Source organism: Vibrio sp. 1069, from assembly GCF_033340555.1.
Genome location: NZ_JAWOWP010000001.1, coordinates 316,517 through 334,335, shown reverse-complemented (window position 1 = coordinate 334,335; position 17,819 = coordinate 316,517). Strand labels below are relative to the sequence as shown.

The 17,819-nt window shown below is 44.8% G+C and carries 15 protein-coding genes; 11 read left to right on the top strand and 4 right to left on the bottom strand.

Annotated elements, in window-relative coordinates; genetic code table 11:
• The first annotated feature begins 1 nt into the window (after position 1).
• From hutG to R7040_RS01440, 4 genes are all read left to right on the top strand, one after another.
• Positions 2-1,012, top strand: coding sequence for a formimidoylglutamase (gene hutG / locus R7040_RS01455; RefSeq protein WP_033905138.1), 1,011 nt, complete (start codon positions 2-4; stop codon positions 1,010-1,012).
• Positions 1,013-1,085: 73 nt separating this feature from the next.
• Positions 1,086-2,783, top strand: coding sequence for a urocanate hydratase (gene hutU / locus R7040_RS01450; protein WP_054578031.1), 1,698 nt, complete (start codon positions 1,086-1,088; stop codon positions 2,781-2,783).
• An 11-nt stretch (positions 2,784-2,794) separates the two neighbouring features.
• On the top strand, positions 2,795-4,330 hold the full coding sequence (gene hutH, locus R7040_RS01445) for a histidine ammonia-lyase (protein ID WP_206969815.1): 1,536 nt from the start codon (positions 2,795-2,797) through the stop codon (positions 4,328-4,330).
• Between the two features lie 335 nt (positions 4,331-4,665).
• Complete coding sequence (locus tag R7040_RS01440; protein WP_017821813.1) at positions 4,666-5,391, top strand: DUF3581 domain-containing protein; 726 nt, start codon at positions 4,666-4,668, stop codon at positions 5,389-5,391.
• 110 nt (positions 5,392-5,501) lie between these two features.
• Here R7040_RS01440 and R7040_RS01435 read toward each other — a convergent pair whose 3' ends face one another.
• Together R7040_RS01435 and R7040_RS01430 are read right to left on the bottom strand one after the other, a co-directional pair.
• Positions 5,502-5,963, bottom strand: coding sequence for a methyltransferase family protein (locus tag R7040_RS01435; protein ID WP_005377951.1), 462 nt, complete (start codon positions 5,961-5,963; stop codon positions 5,502-5,504).
• 73 nt (positions 5,964-6,036) lie between these two features.
• Complete coding sequence (locus R7040_RS01430; RefSeq protein WP_318081257.1) at positions 6,037-9,072, bottom strand: FAD-binding and (Fe-S)-binding domain-containing protein; 3,036 nt, start codon at positions 9,070-9,072, stop codon at positions 6,037-6,039.
• A 262-nt stretch (positions 9,073-9,334) separates the two neighbouring features.
• On the opposite strand from R7040_RS01430, the gene R7040_RS01425 reads away from it, so the two are divergent.
• The 7 genes from R7040_RS01425 to R7040_RS01395 all read left to right on the top strand — a co-directional run bounded on the left by R7040_RS01425 (position 9,335) and on the right by R7040_RS01395 (position 15,318).
• Positions 9,335-10,015, top strand: a complete 681-nt coding sequence (locus R7040_RS01425) for a DUF3334 family protein (RefSeq protein ID WP_005388843.1) — start codon at positions 9,335-9,337, stop codon at positions 10,013-10,015.
• Positions 10,016-10,223: 208 nt separating this feature from the next.
• Positions 10,224-10,919 carry a DUF2786 domain-containing protein gene (locus tag R7040_RS01420; protein WP_005377954.1) on the top strand — a complete coding sequence of 232 codons (696 nt, stop codon included), beginning with the start codon at positions 10,224-10,226 and terminating at the stop codon, positions 10,917-10,919.
• Positions 10,920-11,136: 217 nt separating this feature from the next.
• Positions 11,137-11,796 (top strand): OmpA family protein, encoded by a 660-nt coding sequence (locus tag R7040_RS01415; protein WP_005377956.1) that lies wholly within the window; start codon positions 11,137-11,139, stop codon positions 11,794-11,796.
• Between the two features lie 76 nt (positions 11,797-11,872).
• Positions 11,873-12,847: a molecular chaperone DnaJ gene (locus R7040_RS01410; protein WP_017634859.1), complete on the top strand. Its 975-nt coding sequence runs from the start codon at positions 11,873-11,875 to the stop codon at positions 12,845-12,847.
• Positions 12,848-13,024: 177 nt separating this feature from the next.
• Positions 13,025-13,207, top strand: coding sequence for a hypothetical protein (locus R7040_RS01405; RefSeq protein WP_213892209.1), 183 nt, complete (start codon positions 13,025-13,027; stop codon positions 13,205-13,207).
• A 411-nt stretch (positions 13,208-13,618) separates the two neighbouring features.
• On the top strand, positions 13,619-14,011 hold the full coding sequence (locus R7040_RS01400) for a SulA-like leucine-rich domain-containing protein (RefSeq protein ID WP_213967386.1): 393 nt from the start codon (positions 13,619-13,621) through the stop codon (positions 14,009-14,011).
• Between the two features lie 203 nt (positions 14,012-14,214).
• Complete coding sequence (locus R7040_RS01395; RefSeq protein ID WP_005377963.1) at positions 14,215-15,318, top strand: phosphoribosylaminoimidazolesuccinocarboxamide synthase; 1,104 nt, start codon at positions 14,215-14,217, stop codon at positions 15,316-15,318.
• Between the two features lie 78 nt (positions 15,319-15,396).
• Here R7040_RS01395 and R7040_RS01390 read toward each other — a convergent pair whose 3' ends face one another.
• The gene (locus R7040_RS01390; protein WP_213967385.1) at positions 15,397-17,070 is read right to left on the bottom strand and encodes an alkaline phosphatase D family protein; all 1,674 of its coding nucleotides are present in this window, start codon (positions 17,068-17,070) and stop codon (positions 15,397-15,399) included.
• A 329-nt stretch (positions 17,071-17,399) separates the two neighbouring features.
• On the bottom strand, positions 17,400-17,777 hold the full coding sequence (locus R7040_RS01385; protein ID WP_005388859.1) for a hypothetical protein: 378 nt from the start codon (positions 17,775-17,777) through the stop codon (positions 17,400-17,402).
• Positions 17,778-17,819 lie beyond the last annotated feature (42 nt).

Genomic DNA, 17,819 nt, shown 5'->3' with positions numbered 1-17,819 from the left:
TATGTCTCAATTCGACCTACACTCTCCCCTATTTCATTGGCAAGGCCGTCATGATGCCGAGGACGGCAAGCTTGGTCAGCGAATTCATCACGTTGTTCAACGCCAAAAAGCAGATGAGTTGAGTGCCGTTGCGCATGGCGTCTCATTACTCGGTTTTGCTACCGACGCTGGCGTTGCGAGAAACAAAGGACGCATTGGCGCGAAAAAAGCGCCAGACTTAATCCGACGAGCACTCGCTAATTTAGCATGGCACCAAGACGCCCCACTATATGACTTAGGTACTGTGGTGTGTGAAGACGACTTACTGGAAGAGAGCCAAGCTCTATGTGCAGCAACCATTTCAAGCGCACTGCCCCATACGCCAGTCATCGTGCTGGGTGGTGGGCATGAGATTGCGTGGGCCTCGTTTTCCGGCTTAGCGGAATATTTTAAAGCGCACCATCCAGAGAAGAAGCCTAAAATCGGCATTATCAATTTCGATGCGCATTTCGATTTGCGCGCATTCGAGAGTAACCTCGCCGACATAAGACCGAGCTCTGGTACACCCTTCAACCAAATTCACCATTTTTGTCAACGTAACGATTGGGACTTTCATTACGCTTGTATTGGTGTAAGCCGCAGTAGCAACACTAAAGCGCTATTTGAAAAAGCAGATGCGTTAAATGTTTGGTATGTAGAGGACAATCAGCTCTGCTACTTAAACCACAGTTATCACTTAACTCAGCTTCAGCATTTTATTGACGACTGTGACTACCTCTATTTGACTATTGATCTGGATGTATTCCCTGCTGCAACCGCACCTGGAGTCAGCGCACCAGCAGCTCGGGGAGTGAGTTACGACACAATTGCCCCCTTTTTAGATCGAATTCTTCATTACAAAAATAAGTTAATGCTGGCTGATATCGCCGAATACAACCCAAATTATGACGTCGATAGTCAAACAGCACGATTAGCTGCCCGTTTGTGTTGGGATATCGCCAACGCGATGGCGGAAAAACAGCACAAACCATAATGCATCCCAGATGCCACTGATTATTACGACCAAGCAAGTACTTGGTCATCACGAGAAACTAAAGGAGTCTGAAATGACACAGCGCCAGGGACAAGATCCACGACTTGATACAAGCAGAACAATTCGTGCACCTCACGGAGATAAACTGCGCGCAAAATCTTGGCTAACCGAAGCCCCTCTTCGTATGCTGATGAACAACCTTGATCCTGATGTTGCAGAACATCCACATTCACTGGTTGTATATGGCGGCATTGGCCGAGCAGCGCGAAACTGGGAATGTTACGACAAGATTGTTGAAGTACTTGAAAGACTCGAAGATGACCAAACGCTTTTAGTTCAATCAGGCAAGCCTGTTGGTGTTTTCCCTACTCATAAAAATGCCCCACGCGTGCTTATCGCAAACTCAAACCTTGTTCCGCATTGGGCAAACTGGGAACACTTCAACGAGCTAGATAAACAAGGCTTGATGATGTACGGCCAAATGACCGCTGGCAGCTGGATATACATTGGCTCGCAAGGTATCGTACAAGGCACATACGAAACGTTCGTATCTGTTGCAAAAAAACACTTTGACGGTGAAGCAAAGGGCCGTTGGATTCTAACAGGTGGTCTTGGTGGCATGGGTGGTGCTCAACCTCTCGCTGGTACAATGGCGGGCTTCTCCATGATTGCAGTAGAGTGTGATGAATCACGTATCGATTACCGCCTGCGTACAGGCTATGTCGATAAGAAAGCGACTTCTTTAGATGAAGCGCTAGCTATCATTAAAGAGTCAGACACACCAGTATCGGTTGGTCTACTAGGTAATGCAGCAGACGTTTTCTCTGAGCTGGTAGAACGTAATATCACGCCTGATGTCGTAACAGACCAAACGTCTGCACACGACCCGCTCAATGGCTATTTACCACAAGGCTGGAGCATGTCTCACGCAGCAGAAATGCGTTTGCAAGATGAAGCAATGGTCGTAAAAGCAGCGAAAAAATCCATGGCTGTGCAAGTTCAAGCGATGTTAGAGCTGCAAAATCGCGGCGCCGCAACACTCGACTACGGTAACAACATCCGCCAGATGGCCTTGGAAGAAGGCGTAGAAAACGCATTCGATTTTCCTGGCTTCGTTCCAGCCTACATTCGTCCTCTATTCTGTGAAGGTATCGGTCCTTTCCGTTGGGCTGCTCTCTCTGGCGATCCTGAGGACATTTATAAAACCGACCAAAAAGTAAAAGAGCTAATTCCAGATAATCCGCACTTACATAACTGGCTAGATATGGCTCGCGAACGCATCCAGTTCCAAGGTTTACCTGCGCGTATTTGCTGGGTTGGTCTTAAAGATCGTGAGCGTCTTGGTCAAGCATTCAACGAAATGGTGAAAAATGGCGAACTTAAAGCGCCCGTTGTCATTGGTCGAGATCACTTAGATTCTGGCTCTGTAGCAAGCCCGAACCGTGAAACCGAAGGTATGATGGACGGTTCTGACGCCGTATCAGACTGGCCATTATTAAACGCGCTACTCAACACGGCGGGCGGCGCAACTTGGGTTTCACTGCACCACGGTGGTGGCGTAGGTATGGGCTTCTCGCAACACTCAGGTATGGTTATCTGCTGTGACGGCAGTGAAGATGCCTCACAACGTATTGCCCGCGTGCTGCATAACGACCCAGCAACAGGCGTGATGCGTCATGCTGATGCGGGATACGATATAGCTAAACAATGTGCAGCAGAGCAAGGGCTAGATTTGCCAATGCTCAACGAAGAACTGAAGAAGCTCAAGTAAGGATGAAAGAGATGTTAAATTTAACGCTAAAGCCAGGTCATATTAGCTTAAACGAACTACGCCAAGTGAGCCGTTCACCAGTCAACCTTACTTTGGATCCTGAAGCCATTCCGGCCATTGAAGAAAGCACACAGGTCGTAGACCGAGTCATCGCGGAAGATAGAACGGTTTACGGAATTAACACTGGTTTTGGGCTATTGGCTAACACACGAATAGCACCAGAAGATTTAGAAACACTGCAACGCAGTATCGTTCTTTCTCATGCGGCAGGTATCGGTGAGTTTATGTCAGATGAAACGGTTCGTCTGATGATGGTATTAAAAATCAATAGTCTGTCTCGTGGCTTTTCTGGGATTCGCCTAAAAGTCATTAATATGCTGACCGACCTAGTCAACGCACAAGTTTACCCTTGCGTACCTAAAAAGGGCTCTGTTGGCGCATCAGGTGACTTAGCTCCTCTAGCCCATATGAGCACAGTATTACTGGGAGAAGGACAAGCTCGCCACAACGGTAATATCATTTCCGGGCAAGAAGCATTAGAAATCGCAGGTCTAGAGCCTATCACTCTGGCGCCAAAAGAAGGCTTAGCGCTACTAAATGGGACTCAGGCATCCACAGCGTTCGCATTGGAAGGCCTGTTTATCGCGGAAGACCTTTTCGCGTCAGCAACCGTTTGTGGTGCAATGTCTGTTGAAGCCGCTCTAGGCAGCCGACGTCCATTCGATCCGCGCATTCACCGTGTACGTGGTCATCGCAGCCAAATGGACGCAGCACTCGCATACCGTCATTTGTTAGACACATCGAGTGAAATAGGTGATTCGCACACTAACTGTGAAAAAGTACAAGACCCGTATTCTTTGCGTTGTCAGCCTCAAGTGATGGGTGCGTGTTTACAGCAAATCCGCAATGCGGCGGAAGTATTACAAGTAGAAGCGAACTCCGTATCAGATAATCCGTTGGTGTTTGCTGAAGATGGTGACATCATCTCTGGCGGTAACTTCCACGCGGAGCCTGTTGCAATGGCAGCCGACAACCTAGCACTTGCGATTGCCGAGATCGGCAGCTTGTCTGAACGTCGTATGGCATTACTTATCGATAGCGCGCTATCAAAACTGCCACCGTTCTTAGTCGACAATGGTGGTGTGAACTCTGGTTTCATGATTGCTCAGGTTACCTCTGCTGCGTTAGCAAGTGAAAACAAAACGCTCGCTCACCCAGCGTCAGTAGACAGCTTGCCAACATCAGCAAACCAAGAAGATCACGTTTCAATGGCAACCTTCGCGGCTCGCAGATTGAAAGAAATGGGAGAAAACACTCGCGGCATTCTGGCGGTCGAATACCTCTCAGCAGCACAAGGCCTAGACTTTAGAGCACCAAACAAGTCTTCTGAGCGTATCGAGATTGCCAAACAAATGCTGCGTGACAGAGTATCGTTCTACGATAAAGATCGCTACTTTGCTCCAGACATTGAACAGGCAAACACTCTGCTTAAGCTGGCTATCCACAATACACTCATGCCAGAGAGCTTGTTACCAAGTGTTCGATAATTAAGCATAACTGGCATTTCACCGAATAACCAGATGATGACTTGAAGGCTCTACGTTCTGCGTGGAGCCTTTTTACATACGATTAAACATGTTGATGGCACTATTTATGAACGCCAGTCTACTTTGATGGCTATACTTTAAAAGATAGGCGAGCGAAAAGGTCGTTGTTTATTGTTTTCACAAATAAAAGCGTTGCTAAAGTATGCGTTTTTAACGGTTTATCCGCCGAAATAGTGTCTTATTGTTAGGATACGGTGAAGTTTTCACTGGATGGACCATTGCTACGCAGATATTCGCATATAATCCCACACAGTTTTGGTTACTACGTAAAAATTATGTTTCTAACACCTTATTTTTCAAACACTAATCACCAGTTTCAGTTCACTCGCGAACAAGCAAGCCACTTTGCAAAACGTGTCGCAGGTGACTACAACCCAATTCATGATGAAGACAACAAACGCTTTTGTGTCCCTGGAGATTTACTTTTCGCTGTGCTTCTTAGTAAAGAAGGCGTTAGCCAAAAGATGCGTTTTAACTTCTCTGGCATGGTAAACGATGGTGTAGCACTTCATATTGAAAATAAGTGTGACAAAGAAAGCGCTGTTGTTGACGAGGCAGGTAAAGAATACTTACACATGTCCCGTGAAGGTGAAACTAACCACGATCCGGCATTTATTGAGCATGTAGTGACAAATTACGTGCAATTTTCTGGTATGAACTTCCCTCACATCATGGTTCCTCTTATGGAAGAGAAGCAAATGATGATTAACTGCCAGCGTCCATTAGTTATTTATGAAAGCATGGAAGTCGAATTTTCACGCTTAGACCTTACGCATCCAGAGGTGGATTTCACTGGCGCAACATTCGACGTAGAAGGAAAACGAGGTGTAGTCACCTTAAACTTTGCGTTTAAAGAAGACGGTGAAGTCGTTGGTAAAGGTATTAAGCGCATGGTTGCCAGTGGCTTGAAGCCATATGACCAAGAAGCGGTTGATGACCTTGTACGCCGCTTTAATGAACGTAAGGATGCATTCCTAGCAAAGTTCGTTAAGGCAGCCTAGTCGACTGCCCTATCAGAAGCGCACAAAAAACGTGTTTACTAAAAGAAAGCCCAACGTCGACCGTTGGGCTTTCTTTTTATGTCTCATCCAAACAAAACTAAACGCAATGCTTAGAGCCAACGACGAACATGATTTTTATAATCCACATACTCCTCACCAAACAATCGCTCTAGAACGCGTTCCTCAGGCTTGATTTGAAACCGATTCATATAACTGACAAATATCACGCCACAAAGCACCACACTCAAGTGCTGCCACCACAAACCAGTTGCTATGATTAGAAGCAATAATGCCGTGTACATAGGGTTGCGTGAAAAGGCAAACACACCAGTTCTTACAACAGAAGATGCCGCTTCAGGTTTTACTGGGTTCACTGTGGTTTTTACTTTGCGAAATTCATACACGCCAGCAATGCCCATGTAGCCAGACAACAAAGTTAATACACCTACTACAAATTCAACAAAGGGTACTCGAATGTTCATGCTCGGCGTCAAAACTTTAAGTCCGTACATCAAAAGTATGACTAGCAAAAACACCACAACAGGTGGGACTTTGAGTTCAAGTTTTCTCAAGATTCATATCCTTTGAAAGGGTCTAAATACGGTTTCTAAAAAGCCCAGTAAAACTGGGCTTGATTTAGTCCGATTACAACAAAGTTAACAGCGCCTGAACGGGATGCTTGGGCTTCGTTCCTTCAAAGCGTTTAACTTGGCTGCGGCAAGAATAGCCTGTAATCAAACATCTCTCGTTATCCAACTTATCTAAGATTGGCTTCCAGCTTAAATTGTAAATATCTTTCGACATCGACAACTTATCAACCTCATGACCAAACGTACCCGCCATACCACAACAACCAACAGGTACCGTATTCAAAACTGCACCAAAGTGAGCAAAAATAGCGCCCCACTCTTTTTCCGCATTTGGCATTTTGGTTTTCTCAGTACAGTGAGCAAACAGATACCAAGGTTCTTGCGCCTTATGCTCTCCGCTTTCAAACGCTTCTAGTCTTGGGTAAAGCCATTCGTGGGCTGTTAGTACATCGAAATTACCTCGCTTACTGCCAAGCACTTCAGCGTATTCATCTCGATAACACAGCACCAAAGCAGGATCGACGCCAACTAATGGAATATCCAGATCCGCTACCATCGCCAAGAACTTCGCTGTGTCGGCTGCTGTGCCCTTAAACTGACGTAAAAACCCTTTAATGTGTTGTGCTTTACCATTCGGCTTAAACGGCAGAAGTACCGGATGCATACCCAGCTTTTTCAATAACTTAACGAAGTCTTCAACGACATCAGCGTCGTAGTAGCTAGTGAATGGGTCTTGAACAATTAAAACATGCTTGCTCTTTTCAGACGAAGACAAACCACTGAGCGCTTGCAGATCATAAGGCGTTGTCAGCGACTCTACTCGTTGTTTCAAGGTGGGTACTGATAACAACGGCGCATCGACATACCCGACCGTAGATGCCGTTAAACTTTTCACCCACGACTGCTTCAAAACACCATTTACGACACCTGGCGCTTTTGCCATCATCGGCAGCATAGTCTCAATGTTCGCAACCAGATAGTCTTTTGCAGGACGTTGATAACGAGAGTGATAGATGTTTAAAAAGCGTGAGCGAAAGCTCGGAACATCGACTTTAATCGGACACTGGCTCGCACATGCTTTACACGCCAAACAACCATTCATCGCTTCATACACTTCGTGGGAGAAATCGTATTCGTGACGACGATTGATAGAATGACGTACGCGGTCAATCATGGTTTTGATTGATGTTTTGTTTTCTAGTGTTTGCTTTTCTAAGTCAAGAATATCAATGCCTTGCTCAGTAAGCTGACGCAACCACTCACGAACCAAACCTGCACGACCTTTTGGTGAATGACGACGATCGGCTGTTACTTTCATCGATGGACACATTGGCGAGCTAGTATCGTAGTTAAAACACAAACCGTTACCGTTACATTCCATCGCTTGTTTAAAGCTGTCACGTACTTGAACGTCAATCTGACGGTCATAGTAACCACGTTTGGTATCGGTAACTTTGACAAGCTCTGCACCACTATCAAGCGGCGTACAGATTTTGCCCGGGTTCATTTTGTTGTGTGGATCGAATGCCGCCTTCACACGTCTCAGCTCAGTAAACAACTCATCACCGAAAAACTCAGGGCCATATTCTGAACGGAAACCTTTGCCGTGTTCACCCCACATCAAACCGCCGTATTTCGCCACCAGCTTAACCACTTCATCAGAAACTTCGTGCATCAATGCTTCTTGGTGCGGGTCACACAAATCCAACGCAGGACGTACGTGAAGCACCCCGGCATCGACGTGACCAAACATGCCGTAATTCAGAGACTTGCTGTCTAACAGCTCTCGAAACTCTACAATGAAGTCCGCCAGATTTTCTGGTGGCACACAGGTATCTTCAGCAAATGCGACCGGTTTAGCGCGGCCTTTTGCTGCGCCTAACAAACCCACCGCTTTTTTACGCATGTTGTAAATACGCCCGATACTCGCTACATCGTTACAGACTTGGTAACCGATGATGCCCGCTTCTTCTGTTTCCAGCATGGTATCGAGCTTGGCGGTCAGCGATGCAACCTGCGCTGCAACTTCTTCTTCGTCCTGACCTGCATATTCCACCATATTGATGCCAAGCATCTCTTTATTTGGAACATCGGTAAGCAAATCACTCACGGTGTGCCAGACGATATCTTGCTTCGCGAGATTAAGCACTTTCGAGTCAACGGTTTCTACAGACAGCGCTTTCGCTTCGACCATCAACGGTGCATTACGCAGTGCAGAATCAAAGCTGTTGTATTTAACGTTAACCAAAGTACGCGCTTTCGGAATTGGCGTCAGGTTAAGCTTCGCTTCGGTAATGAATGCCAATGAACCTTCAGCGCCGCACAGTACTCGTGTGATATCGAAACGGTCACCTTCTTCATTCAAGGCATTTTTTAAATCGTAGCCCGTTAAAAAGCGGTTAAGAGGAGGAAACTTATCTACGATCTGCTGGCGTTTTTCACGACATACGGATTCCGTTACACGTAGCGCCTTGGCAGCAAACTCGTCTTCTTTTGGGTAGCCGTTGGACAGGTCTGATTCTAGAACTGAGCCATCAGCAAACACCGCTTGTAGCGACAAAACATGATCGGATGTTTTTCCGTATTTCAGAGAACCTTGACCAGAAGCATCGGTGTTGACCATGCCGCCAATCGTTGCACGGTTACTGGTAGATAAGTCTGGAGAGAAGAAGTAGCCATAAGGGCGAACTGCGTCATTTAACTGGTCTTTCACTACACCAGTTTGTACACGAACCCAGCCTTCTTTCTCATTAATCTCAAGCACTTTGTTCATGTGGCGAGACATATCCACCACAATACCTTTGGTTAGCGACTGACCATTGGTCCCCGTGCCGCCACCACGAGGTGAAAAGGTAATTCGTTCGTACTTTTCTTTATTGCTCAGTTTCCCGAGGAGAGAAACATCTTCTGTCGTTTTGGGATGAACGACAGACTGAGGAAGTTGCTGGTAAACACTGTTGTCAGTGGCAACCGCTAGTCGACTTGAATATTGGCTTTCGATATCACCAGTGAATCCGGCGTGCTCAAGCTCTTTCAGAAAACTAAGAACAAGAGGATCGACATCAGTTTGCGAGTGTAATCTTGGTAACATTTGCTTCCTGCCCCTACGACGCTGATCCGATCAGCTGCGGGTTGTGTAATTATTTGCTCACTTCTCATACAAATTGGCGCTAAGCGAAAAAAACACCACAAAAGAGTTAGTGAAGTAATATTCTTTGAATTTCGTCACTTTACAACATTTAAAAAGACGAGCAAATCAGAATCTCGATACAATAATTAAACTTATGCTTTATTTTTTCACGCTTGATGCCTTACATTGGGGAACGAATCGCGTTTCTAGATGAGTTTTCAGAATGAAAAAAAATAAAATTGTGACCACTGAAGATATCCTTCTCAAACTTTGCCAGTCTGTTTCTGGCGTACTTACTTCGGCGACATCTTCTCAAGTAAATTATTCAGCAATGGTGCAAAAAATCCACAAGACTAGCCTCAAACCAGATTTTGGCTGTTTTGTTCTGTTTGATGGCGGATTTACCGGGCTAGTTGTGATTAATTTTACGGCAAAAGCCGCACTGGAGATCTACACCAACTACATGCGTAATATGGGCATGCCAGAAGAAGAACTGGCAATATCTCATACTTCTGACGAGGTAGGCGATGTTCTGGGTGAACTCATGAATCAACTGGTCGGAGACTTCACTAATAAAATTCGTAAAGACCTGCAAACGAACATCACACAAAACCAACCAAAAATGCTGGCGCTGAATAAGCAAGTTATCTTACAAGTTGATACCAACCTTGACCGCCCTCAAGCGCGCAGAGTGACGTTCTCCACCGAAAACAACAATATTTTCTATCTCGAGCTAGCAATGGATAAAACTGAGTTCATCCAACTGGAAGAGTTTGAAGTTGCTGAAGACGAAAACCCAGACGACATTTTAGAGGCAACACGTAAACAGTTGGCTGAGAAAGAATCTAAATCGTCGGGATCAAACGATGATGCCGATGACTTGCTCAACCAGCTCGGGTTGTAATTCTAACGAATCTTAATGAAGAATGGCTTCTTAGACACAAGTACGACTTCATACTGATTACGACGAACTAAAACGCCAGCCTCGCTTAATGCGAGGCTTCTTTTTATGTGCAGAAATTATCTTCAGTCCCACCTTGTATTTCGTTTTTATGTCAAAAAAGGTAATATGTCTGACTTCATAAATTTTCTGCTTTCGTTACTGGTTGTCGATGGATAAACAAAAAGCTCTGAAAAAAATCGCCAAGTGCTTAGAACTGGGCAATTCCGCTAATGTTAATGAGGCTGCCAATGCTATCAAAATGGCACATCGCCTCATGCTTAAATATGGTCTCGATAAAGACGATATTGAGTTCATCAGAATGGGAAAAACACAATCTTCTCATCTGCTACCAGCGAACATCAGTTCTACCATATTGCGAGTGATTCGCGGCATTAACACAAAATTCGGTGTCGAAGCAGTATTGTTGAATCACAAAGGGCTCAAACGTGTCGAATTTATCGGTGAAGCAGATCGCGCTATTTTTGCTGCATTTGCTTTCGATATTGTTTATCGCGAGATGAACGAAAGTACCGGACAATTCCGAAACAGCTTTGCTGGCACCGGCACCTCTTCTCAGGAAGTGACTCGCCGTGTGAACTCATTTGTATCTGGCTGGGTGGAAGGCGCGATTGAAAAATTGCCAATTATTTCTCCAGATGAAGAGTCGGCCAATAAAATTAATGACTATATTGATAAAGAATTCCAAAACATTGACCGCGAAACGTTCAAGAAGCAATTGAAAGAAGCGATGAAAAACCTAACTGAAGACTACGAAGTGGGCTTAAAGAAAGGTAGAAAGGTTTCAGTTAACCGTGGAGTGGGCGGCGAACAAGCACGCAAAATGTTGGGCGATTCATCGAAATAGCCAGAATAGTAAAGGATTCACATAAGCACCCATGACTTCGATGTCTATAGGGCTTACTTTGAGAGCTTTGGCAGTATTGATAGGAATTTTCTTACAGAAACTCTTATCAATCTTACTTTCTCATAACAAATATTAATGCTTGTTTATTCATAATTCGCATCCCATTATGAGGCATGGTTTCGCCTCAGTTTTATACGGAGATTTTCCCTTGAAAAAGATGCCTATTGCACTAGCTCTAGTGCTAGCTCTTACTGGCTGTCAAGCCACTCAACGCCAAAATGCAACAACGGGTGAATACGAAACTAACTCCACCACGCAAGGCGCGCTTATTGGTGCGATCGCTGGCGCAGCAATCGGCCTAGCAACGGGTGATGATGCTAAAGAACGTCGTCAGCATGCACTCATTGGTGCAGCCGCAGGCGGAGCGACTGGCGCTGGCGTTGGTTACTACTTTGACCAACAAGAAGCGGAATTACGTCGCGCTTTGCTAAACTCTGGCGTACAAGTTCAGCGTGTTGGTGAAAATCAGCTTTTACTGCGTATGGAAAACGGTATCGGCTTCTCTTCAAGCTCTTACCAGCTTGATGCTAGTATCCATAATACTCTACGCGGTGTTGCTCGCATCCTAGTTGAGTACCCAGATACCAGTCTCGTTATTGACGGTTACACGGATAGCACAGGTAGTGAGTCATACAACCAAACGTTGTCAGAGCGCCGTGCAGAGTCCGTACGTCAATTCCTAGTATCTCAAAACGTTGCACCTGGTCGTGCAATTGCACGCGGCTACGGCGAACGTAACCCAATTTGCTCAAACCAAACTTCTGAAGGTCGTGCGTGCAACCGTCGTGTTGAAATCCAGATCTTGCCACTGAAGTAATTTGGTTGCACCATAACGGTAATAATAAAAAATTACCGGAGCAGGCCTAACCATTATCGTTAGGCCTGACATATTGATGTCTGTCAAAACGTCTGCCCTACTCTGCTTATTTAGCCTCAGCTTTTCTGGTTACTCGCTTGCCTCTCAAGCTCCAAATGACCCCATCGAACAATATGAGTACGCACAACAATTATTGGCATCAAACGAAGCTGAAGCCTCACCAGAAACGCGCTACTGGCTAGAGCAATCCGCCAACCAAGGTTACCTCCCTGCACAAAAACAGCTCGCGAACGACTTTGCTAAAGGGATCAATGGTGAAAAAAATGAAACACAAGCGTTATATTGGCTAACCTCTATCGCACTCAATGACCCAACCGATCGTGGCTTTCTTCTCGCCGATTTTATTCAGCGCAATCCAGATAAGGTCACAACTTCTCAATTGACTGAAGCCTTGTATCAAATGGCTTCTCAGCATAATCCAGCAGCAGAACAAGCTTATAATCAACTATTAGAGCAGCGCTTCAACCAACTGCGAGCTAAACAAGTCTCGCAAATAAAGTCGCTCGATAAAAAGGCTGAGCAAGCACAGGAAGAGAAAAGCACAGTTGCAAACCCCAAAGTAGAACACTCGCAGTTTTTATGGCTGATCTGGCTAGCGGCGATACTCATCATCAGCGGCTTAAGTTTTCTCGTAATCAAGAAACTTAAGCAGAATAGAAAAGCGCTTGAAGCCAAAGAGGAAAGCCAAAATCAACGAATGGCGAAAAAAATAAAAGAGCTAGAGTTTACGAACAAGCAACTGAAACGCCAGCTAGAGAAAGTATTCAAAGAATTTAAGAAATCCAAAACCCAGGCAGAGAACCATAAGCTAAGCGTCGCGTGTGCTATGTTTGGCTACACACCACAACACATCCCTGATTTACAAGCAATCAAGCTACGCTATAGACAGCTATCAAAGCTTTATCATCCTGACACAAGAGGCAGTGAAGAAGAAATGAAGCGACTCAATCATGCCTTTAAGCTCGTCTCACAAAATGTTACAAAACAGTAAAAATAGGTCAGGATACTTTGGCTAGCATGCTTTTAGACCTATATAATCAAGCGCCGCAATCGATCTCCCTCTCAAACAAATTAACAGACATTTAACTTAAGTCGCGCTTTTATGCCATAATGCCCGGCGCAAAATAACACCTAACGACTCAAATTAATCTAGGTGGGGAGAAAATCAATGTTCACTGAAGAAGGCACCTGTGATTGGTGTAAAAAACCTAGCCTTGTAACTCGTCACGATTATTTAGATGGCAAGCACCACTACTCATGTAAAGCTTGCTACGATATGGCGAAAATCGACGTGCGCCTATTTAACCTAGGCGAATTACAAATGCGCGAACGCTTGCAACGAGCGAGCTAAGCAAGACGGAATCAACGGAACTGATTTTCAAAGGCGCCTTTTAAGGCGCTTTTTTGATCGGCCAAGCCCTATTTCCAATCTCTATCTCGTATTCCCTCCTATCTTACATAGCACGTCGCATCGGTTATCAGCCCTCTCCCACTGTATACAAACCATTGTCCGTGAAAAACACCTGTATATACAGTAGTAAACCCCTGTATGTCTCTCGTCCAACTTTCTACTCACCTCACATTTTTAAATTGATGTTAGACATATCAGAAATGAAAAATAAACAAATAAATTCAATTACTTAAAATAAAATCCTTTTATTTCCTTCTCAAAAAACCGCAAATAACTTTTGAGAAACTTGTTGATCAGGTCGCCAAAACAAACTACTGTATAGGCATACAGCATGTATAAAGGAACAGTAAGATGCAGTTACAAAGTCAATCTCATACATACTCTCGCTACAACGTATTGGCACAAGCAACTAAGCCCATGGCCGTTTCGGATCAGCTTCTATTTAAGCTGGCTGTTTTATCGCAGCAGAAACAATGGATTTTGTTTACAGCAGACTGCCCTCGTCCAGACTTTGAACAACTCACTGCTTCTAATATTTGCTGTAAAAACATCATTCAGATGAAGCCGTCTCAACAGCTTTCTGAAGTGGAAATCGTGATTAAAGCTATTCAGTCTGGTAACGCTAGCGCTGTCGTCGCATCGAACAAGATTGCCCTAATGAATCAATCAATGCTTCGCGATATTGCTCAACGTTATCAGTGTGAAGTCTTTTTCGTCGAAGGCAGAGTTAATAAGTACCACTAACAAGATCGACGTTATCCATCCTGCATCTCGCCTCCTTTTTAAGGGGGCTTTTTTTGTATTAAAGAAAACAGGCAAACGTTTGCTTTTTCTCTGGCGAGTTAAAATAGTTCTGGTATGATGCCCACATTCGATTTATTCAGCGCCCACATTTTGCTGAATATCTTCTCTTTCTGACGTTTGATTAAGATGATAGGAATGTCGCAATGAGCCTTGCTAATCAAGTACTTGCCGTCAATGACGATCTGCCAATTCGCACCCATAAACCCGTTCATAGTGGAAAAGTTCGTTCAGTTTACTGGTTAACTGAAGAAGACAGCGCCCGACTGATCAAAGAAAAAGGATACAATGTCGCTCCAGATGCGCCTTTGGCTATCATGGTAATTAGCGACCGAATCTCTGCATTCGATTGTATTTGGCATGCTGAAGGTGGTCTTAATGGTGTCCCGGGTAAAGGGGCTGCGCTTAATGCGATTTCTAATCACTGGTTCAAACTGTTCAAAGAAAATGGCTTAGCAGATAGCCATATTCTAGACATTCCTCACCCTTTTGTTTGGATTGTACAAAAAGCCAAACCGGTAAAAATCGAAGCCATCTGCCGCAAATACATCACGGGTTCGATGTGGCGCGCTTACGCAAATGGCGAGCGCGAGTTTTGTGGAATCCAACTTCCTGAAGGGTTAGGAAAAGACAAAGCACTGCCAGAGTTGCTAATGACCCCATCCACAAAAGGCATTCTAAAAGGCATTCCCGGTGTGCCAGAAGCGGATGACGTAAATATTACTCGTCAAAACATCGTAGACAACTACGAAGCATTTAACTTCTCAAGCGCTGACGATATCGCACTCTACGAAAAATTGCTGAAAGAAGGCTTTAACGTTATAAGCCAAGCGTTAGAAGAAATCGACCAAATCTTTGTCGATACCAAATTCGAATTTGGTTATGTTCATGATGCTGCTGGCAATGAAAAGCTGATTTACATGGATGAAGTGGGTACACCAGACTCGTCTCGTATATGGGATGCTAAAGAGTACCAAGCAGGTCACATCGTAGAGAACTCAAAAGAAGGTTTCCGCCAGTTCCTACTTAACCACTTCCCTGACCCAGATATCTTGCTAAATAAAGAACGTATGCCAGAGCGTGAAGCACTCGCTCGTGATAATGCTTTACCCGTCGAATCTTTGATGGCGATTTCGAGCACCTACATTGGTATTGCCGAGAAGATTACAGGCAAGCCGATTCATTTGAGTGAGAATCCGAAAGCGGAAATCATCGAAGTTCTGAGCAAAGAATACGGATTGATTGACTAGCACTGTCGCTAGATTGCTAAATGCTTTCCAATAAAAAGTCCGCACTAGCTTGCGGACTTTTTTCGTATTAGGCTCAGTTTAGCCGATATTTAACGTAGTGCCATCTGTTGTAGAGGCTGACTTGGTCGTCACCTGATATGTTTTGTCTTTAATCGTTGATACGAAATACCAGGTCGCCTCTGCCTTGTCGGGCGTAAAAGTAACGCGCATAAAGCCACGCTGTTTGATGTCTGCCCACTGTAATTCTGACACTAAGTGCGGCAGCGTGTATTCCATTTGAGTGATCGCAACAGGGTCTAACGCGAGGTAGGCTTCTAACCCAGGGGAACTCACAGAGCTAGTCGCAAACTCTACCCCGATAGGATGCTTAGATACGTCTTTAAGCTCACTTGCCCATGCATTGTGCGTATCTCCTGCCAAACAGACAAAGTTACCACTGCTGGCTTTGGCCAGTTGATAAACGTTCTCTCGCTCAACGTAGTAACCATCCCATGCATCTAGGTTATATGGCAAAGCAATGGTATCTAAACTTGGGTCAGAGAGATAACCCGTAATCGCAGAGTTTACCGCTAATAACGCCTCTGTTTTTTGTTCTTCAGTGGCAGTAAACAATTGAAACATCGCGGTCATAACCGAACTTGGCAACTCCATACGAGACATTAACACTTGTTGCCCTAGCACATTCCAAGTTGCGTCGTGCGTACTGAACGCATCCATCAGCCAAGCGAGTTGGTCACCGCCTAACAGCTCTCGGTCTTGACTGCGCGACTGGGCAACTAAACCGCCAATAGCTTCCATCGTTGGTGAGCTGAACGAGAAATAATCCAACGGTTTATCACGCCCCACAAGTCGCGTGTCGAGCATCATCAAATTGACTAAACTTCCAAACGAAAACTGACGGTAAATCAGCATGTTTGAGAAAGTGTTTTCACGAACGGGCAACCATTCTGTCCACGCGGCAGCCGCAGCTGCACGACGATCATTAAAGCGGCCTTCCTCTTCTTGATGGTTTTCCGCACCATTTTTCCAACTATCATTTGCAAGCTCATGGTCATCCCAGACTGCAATCATTGGTAGGCTCGCATGTAACGCTTGCAGATCAGCATCTTGGCGATATTGCGCATACCGTTTTCGGTAATCATCTAAGGTAATGCATTCAGTGCCTTTGCTTGGCTCTCGCCCTAGTGCCTCAGCATCTTCACTAGCGTAGCCACCAGCCCCATACTCATAAATGTAATCACCGAGATGAAGTACCACATCAAACGGTTCTTGCTCATGTTGATTTAAGATCTCTCGATACACATGGAAATAACCAGCAGGATAGTTTGCGCAAGAAACAACGGCCATGGATGCCTTTTCTACACCACCCTCTGGTAATGTTTGAGTTTGCCCGACTTCGCTAGTGACATCTCCAACCATGAATCGATAGTAGTAGCGAGAATTTGCGTTGAGGTTTTGAACATCAACTTTTACCGTGAAATCTCGGCTCGTGTCTGTGGCAAAAGTGCCACTTTGCACGATATCAGTAAAATTTTCGTTAGATGAAACTTGCCAGCTTACATCTGCGTAGCTCGCTGAGGTTGTAACACGAGTCCAAATGATTACTTGTGTTTGAGTAGGATCTCCACTCGCCACTCCGTGCTCAAAGGTAACCGCAACAGATTCACTAGCATCGCTACCACAGCCCACCAGCCCGGTAACAATCGCCGTTGAAGAGGCAGCTTTCATAAAGTCTCGACGAGACAAAGACATATTGACTTCCTTTCTTATTGTGTTTGTTTTTATGCCCAAATGACGTGGTGACTCAATCATCCTTGTGTGCCAATAAGGGACGTTAATTCGAACTTACAGTACCAACCACTTAGTCGGTAATTTGTCCTAAAAACACAAAGTTAGAAGCTAGTTATGACAATTGCATTTCCAAACGTTACATTTTTGTTAATTTAAGTGCAAATACTCTATATTCATCACACTTCCAAGACCTGTGACAAAAACCTCAAAATAAAAAAGCGACCTACTTTGAGGTCGCTTTTCATTGCACTATTGTTAAGTGGTACATCGATGAAGTGGAAATGCTCAGCCTAAAACTTGATGTTAAGGACATCTTGTTCTGACGTATCCACCTTCAACTGACTGCGAGATTCTATGTACTCGATTTGCTGAACATCGAGCGAATATGGCATAACGACTCGCAATTCATTGATCCCTTCATGTTTAGCTAGCTGGGTTAAGCGGACCAAATTGGATTCATCACTTTTACGAGAAGACATCGATTTTAATGCGGCATCCCACAACCGATCTTCAGGCTTGCGCAATTCCGCAATGTTCTGTTTCCACATCAAACCGAAAATAGGCGCGATGGTGGCAAATGCCTCTAAAAAGGTCCATTTTTTACTACCTGTCGCTCCTAAAAAGCTAGTGTAGTCGAATTCAATGCACGTCTTTCCTTGTTGATCCATTCTATGCCCCCGACACTCGAAAATGAGATATACCAAATATCG

Coding starts and splice junctions, on each gene's coding strand:
- R7040_RS01430 (WP_318081257.1), bottom strand. CDS start 9,072: ATGTTACCAAGATTACACTCGCAAACTGATGTCGATCCTCTTGTTCTT.
- hutG (WP_033905138.1), top strand. CDS start 2: ATGTCTCAATTCGACCTACACTCTCCCCTATTTCATTGGCAAGGCCGT.
- hutH (WP_206969815.1), top strand. CDS start 2,795: ATGTTAAATTTAACGCTAAAGCCAGGTCATATTAGCTTAAACGAACTA.
- R7040_RS01390 (WP_213967385.1), bottom strand. CDS start 17,070: ATGTCTTTGTCTCGTCGAGACTTTATGAAAGCTGCCTCTTCAACGGCG.
- R7040_RS01395 (WP_005377963.1), top strand. CDS start 14,215: ATGAGCCTTGCTAATCAAGTACTTGCCGTCAATGACGATCTGCCAATT.
- R7040_RS01385 (WP_005388859.1), bottom strand. CDS start 17,777: ATGGATCAACAAGGAAAGACGTGCATTGAATTCGACTACACTAGCTTT.
- R7040_RS01420 (WP_005377954.1), top strand. CDS start 10,224: ATGGATAAACAAAAAGCTCTGAAAAAAATCGCCAAGTGCTTAGAACTG.
- R7040_RS01440 (WP_017821813.1), top strand. CDS start 4,666: ATGTTTCTAACACCTTATTTTTCAAACACTAATCACCAGTTTCAGTTC.
- R7040_RS01400 (WP_213967386.1), top strand. CDS start 13,619: ATGCAGTTACAAAGTCAATCTCATACATACTCTCGCTACAACGTATTG.
- R7040_RS01410 (WP_017634859.1), top strand. CDS start 11,873: ATGTCTGTCAAAACGTCTGCCCTACTCTGCTTATTTAGCCTCAGCTTT.
- R7040_RS01425 (WP_005388843.1), top strand. CDS start 9,335: ATGAAAAAAAATAAAATTGTGACCACTGAAGATATCCTTCTCAAACTT.
- R7040_RS01415 (WP_005377956.1), top strand. CDS start 11,137: ATGCCTATTGCACTAGCTCTAGTGCTAGCTCTTACTGGCTGTCAAGCC.
- hutU (WP_054578031.1), top strand. CDS start 1,086: ATGACACAGCGCCAGGGACAAGATCCACGACTTGATACAAGCAGAACA.
- R7040_RS01405 (WP_213892209.1), top strand. CDS start 13,025: ATGTTCACTGAAGAAGGCACCTGTGATTGGTGTAAAAAACCTAGCCTT.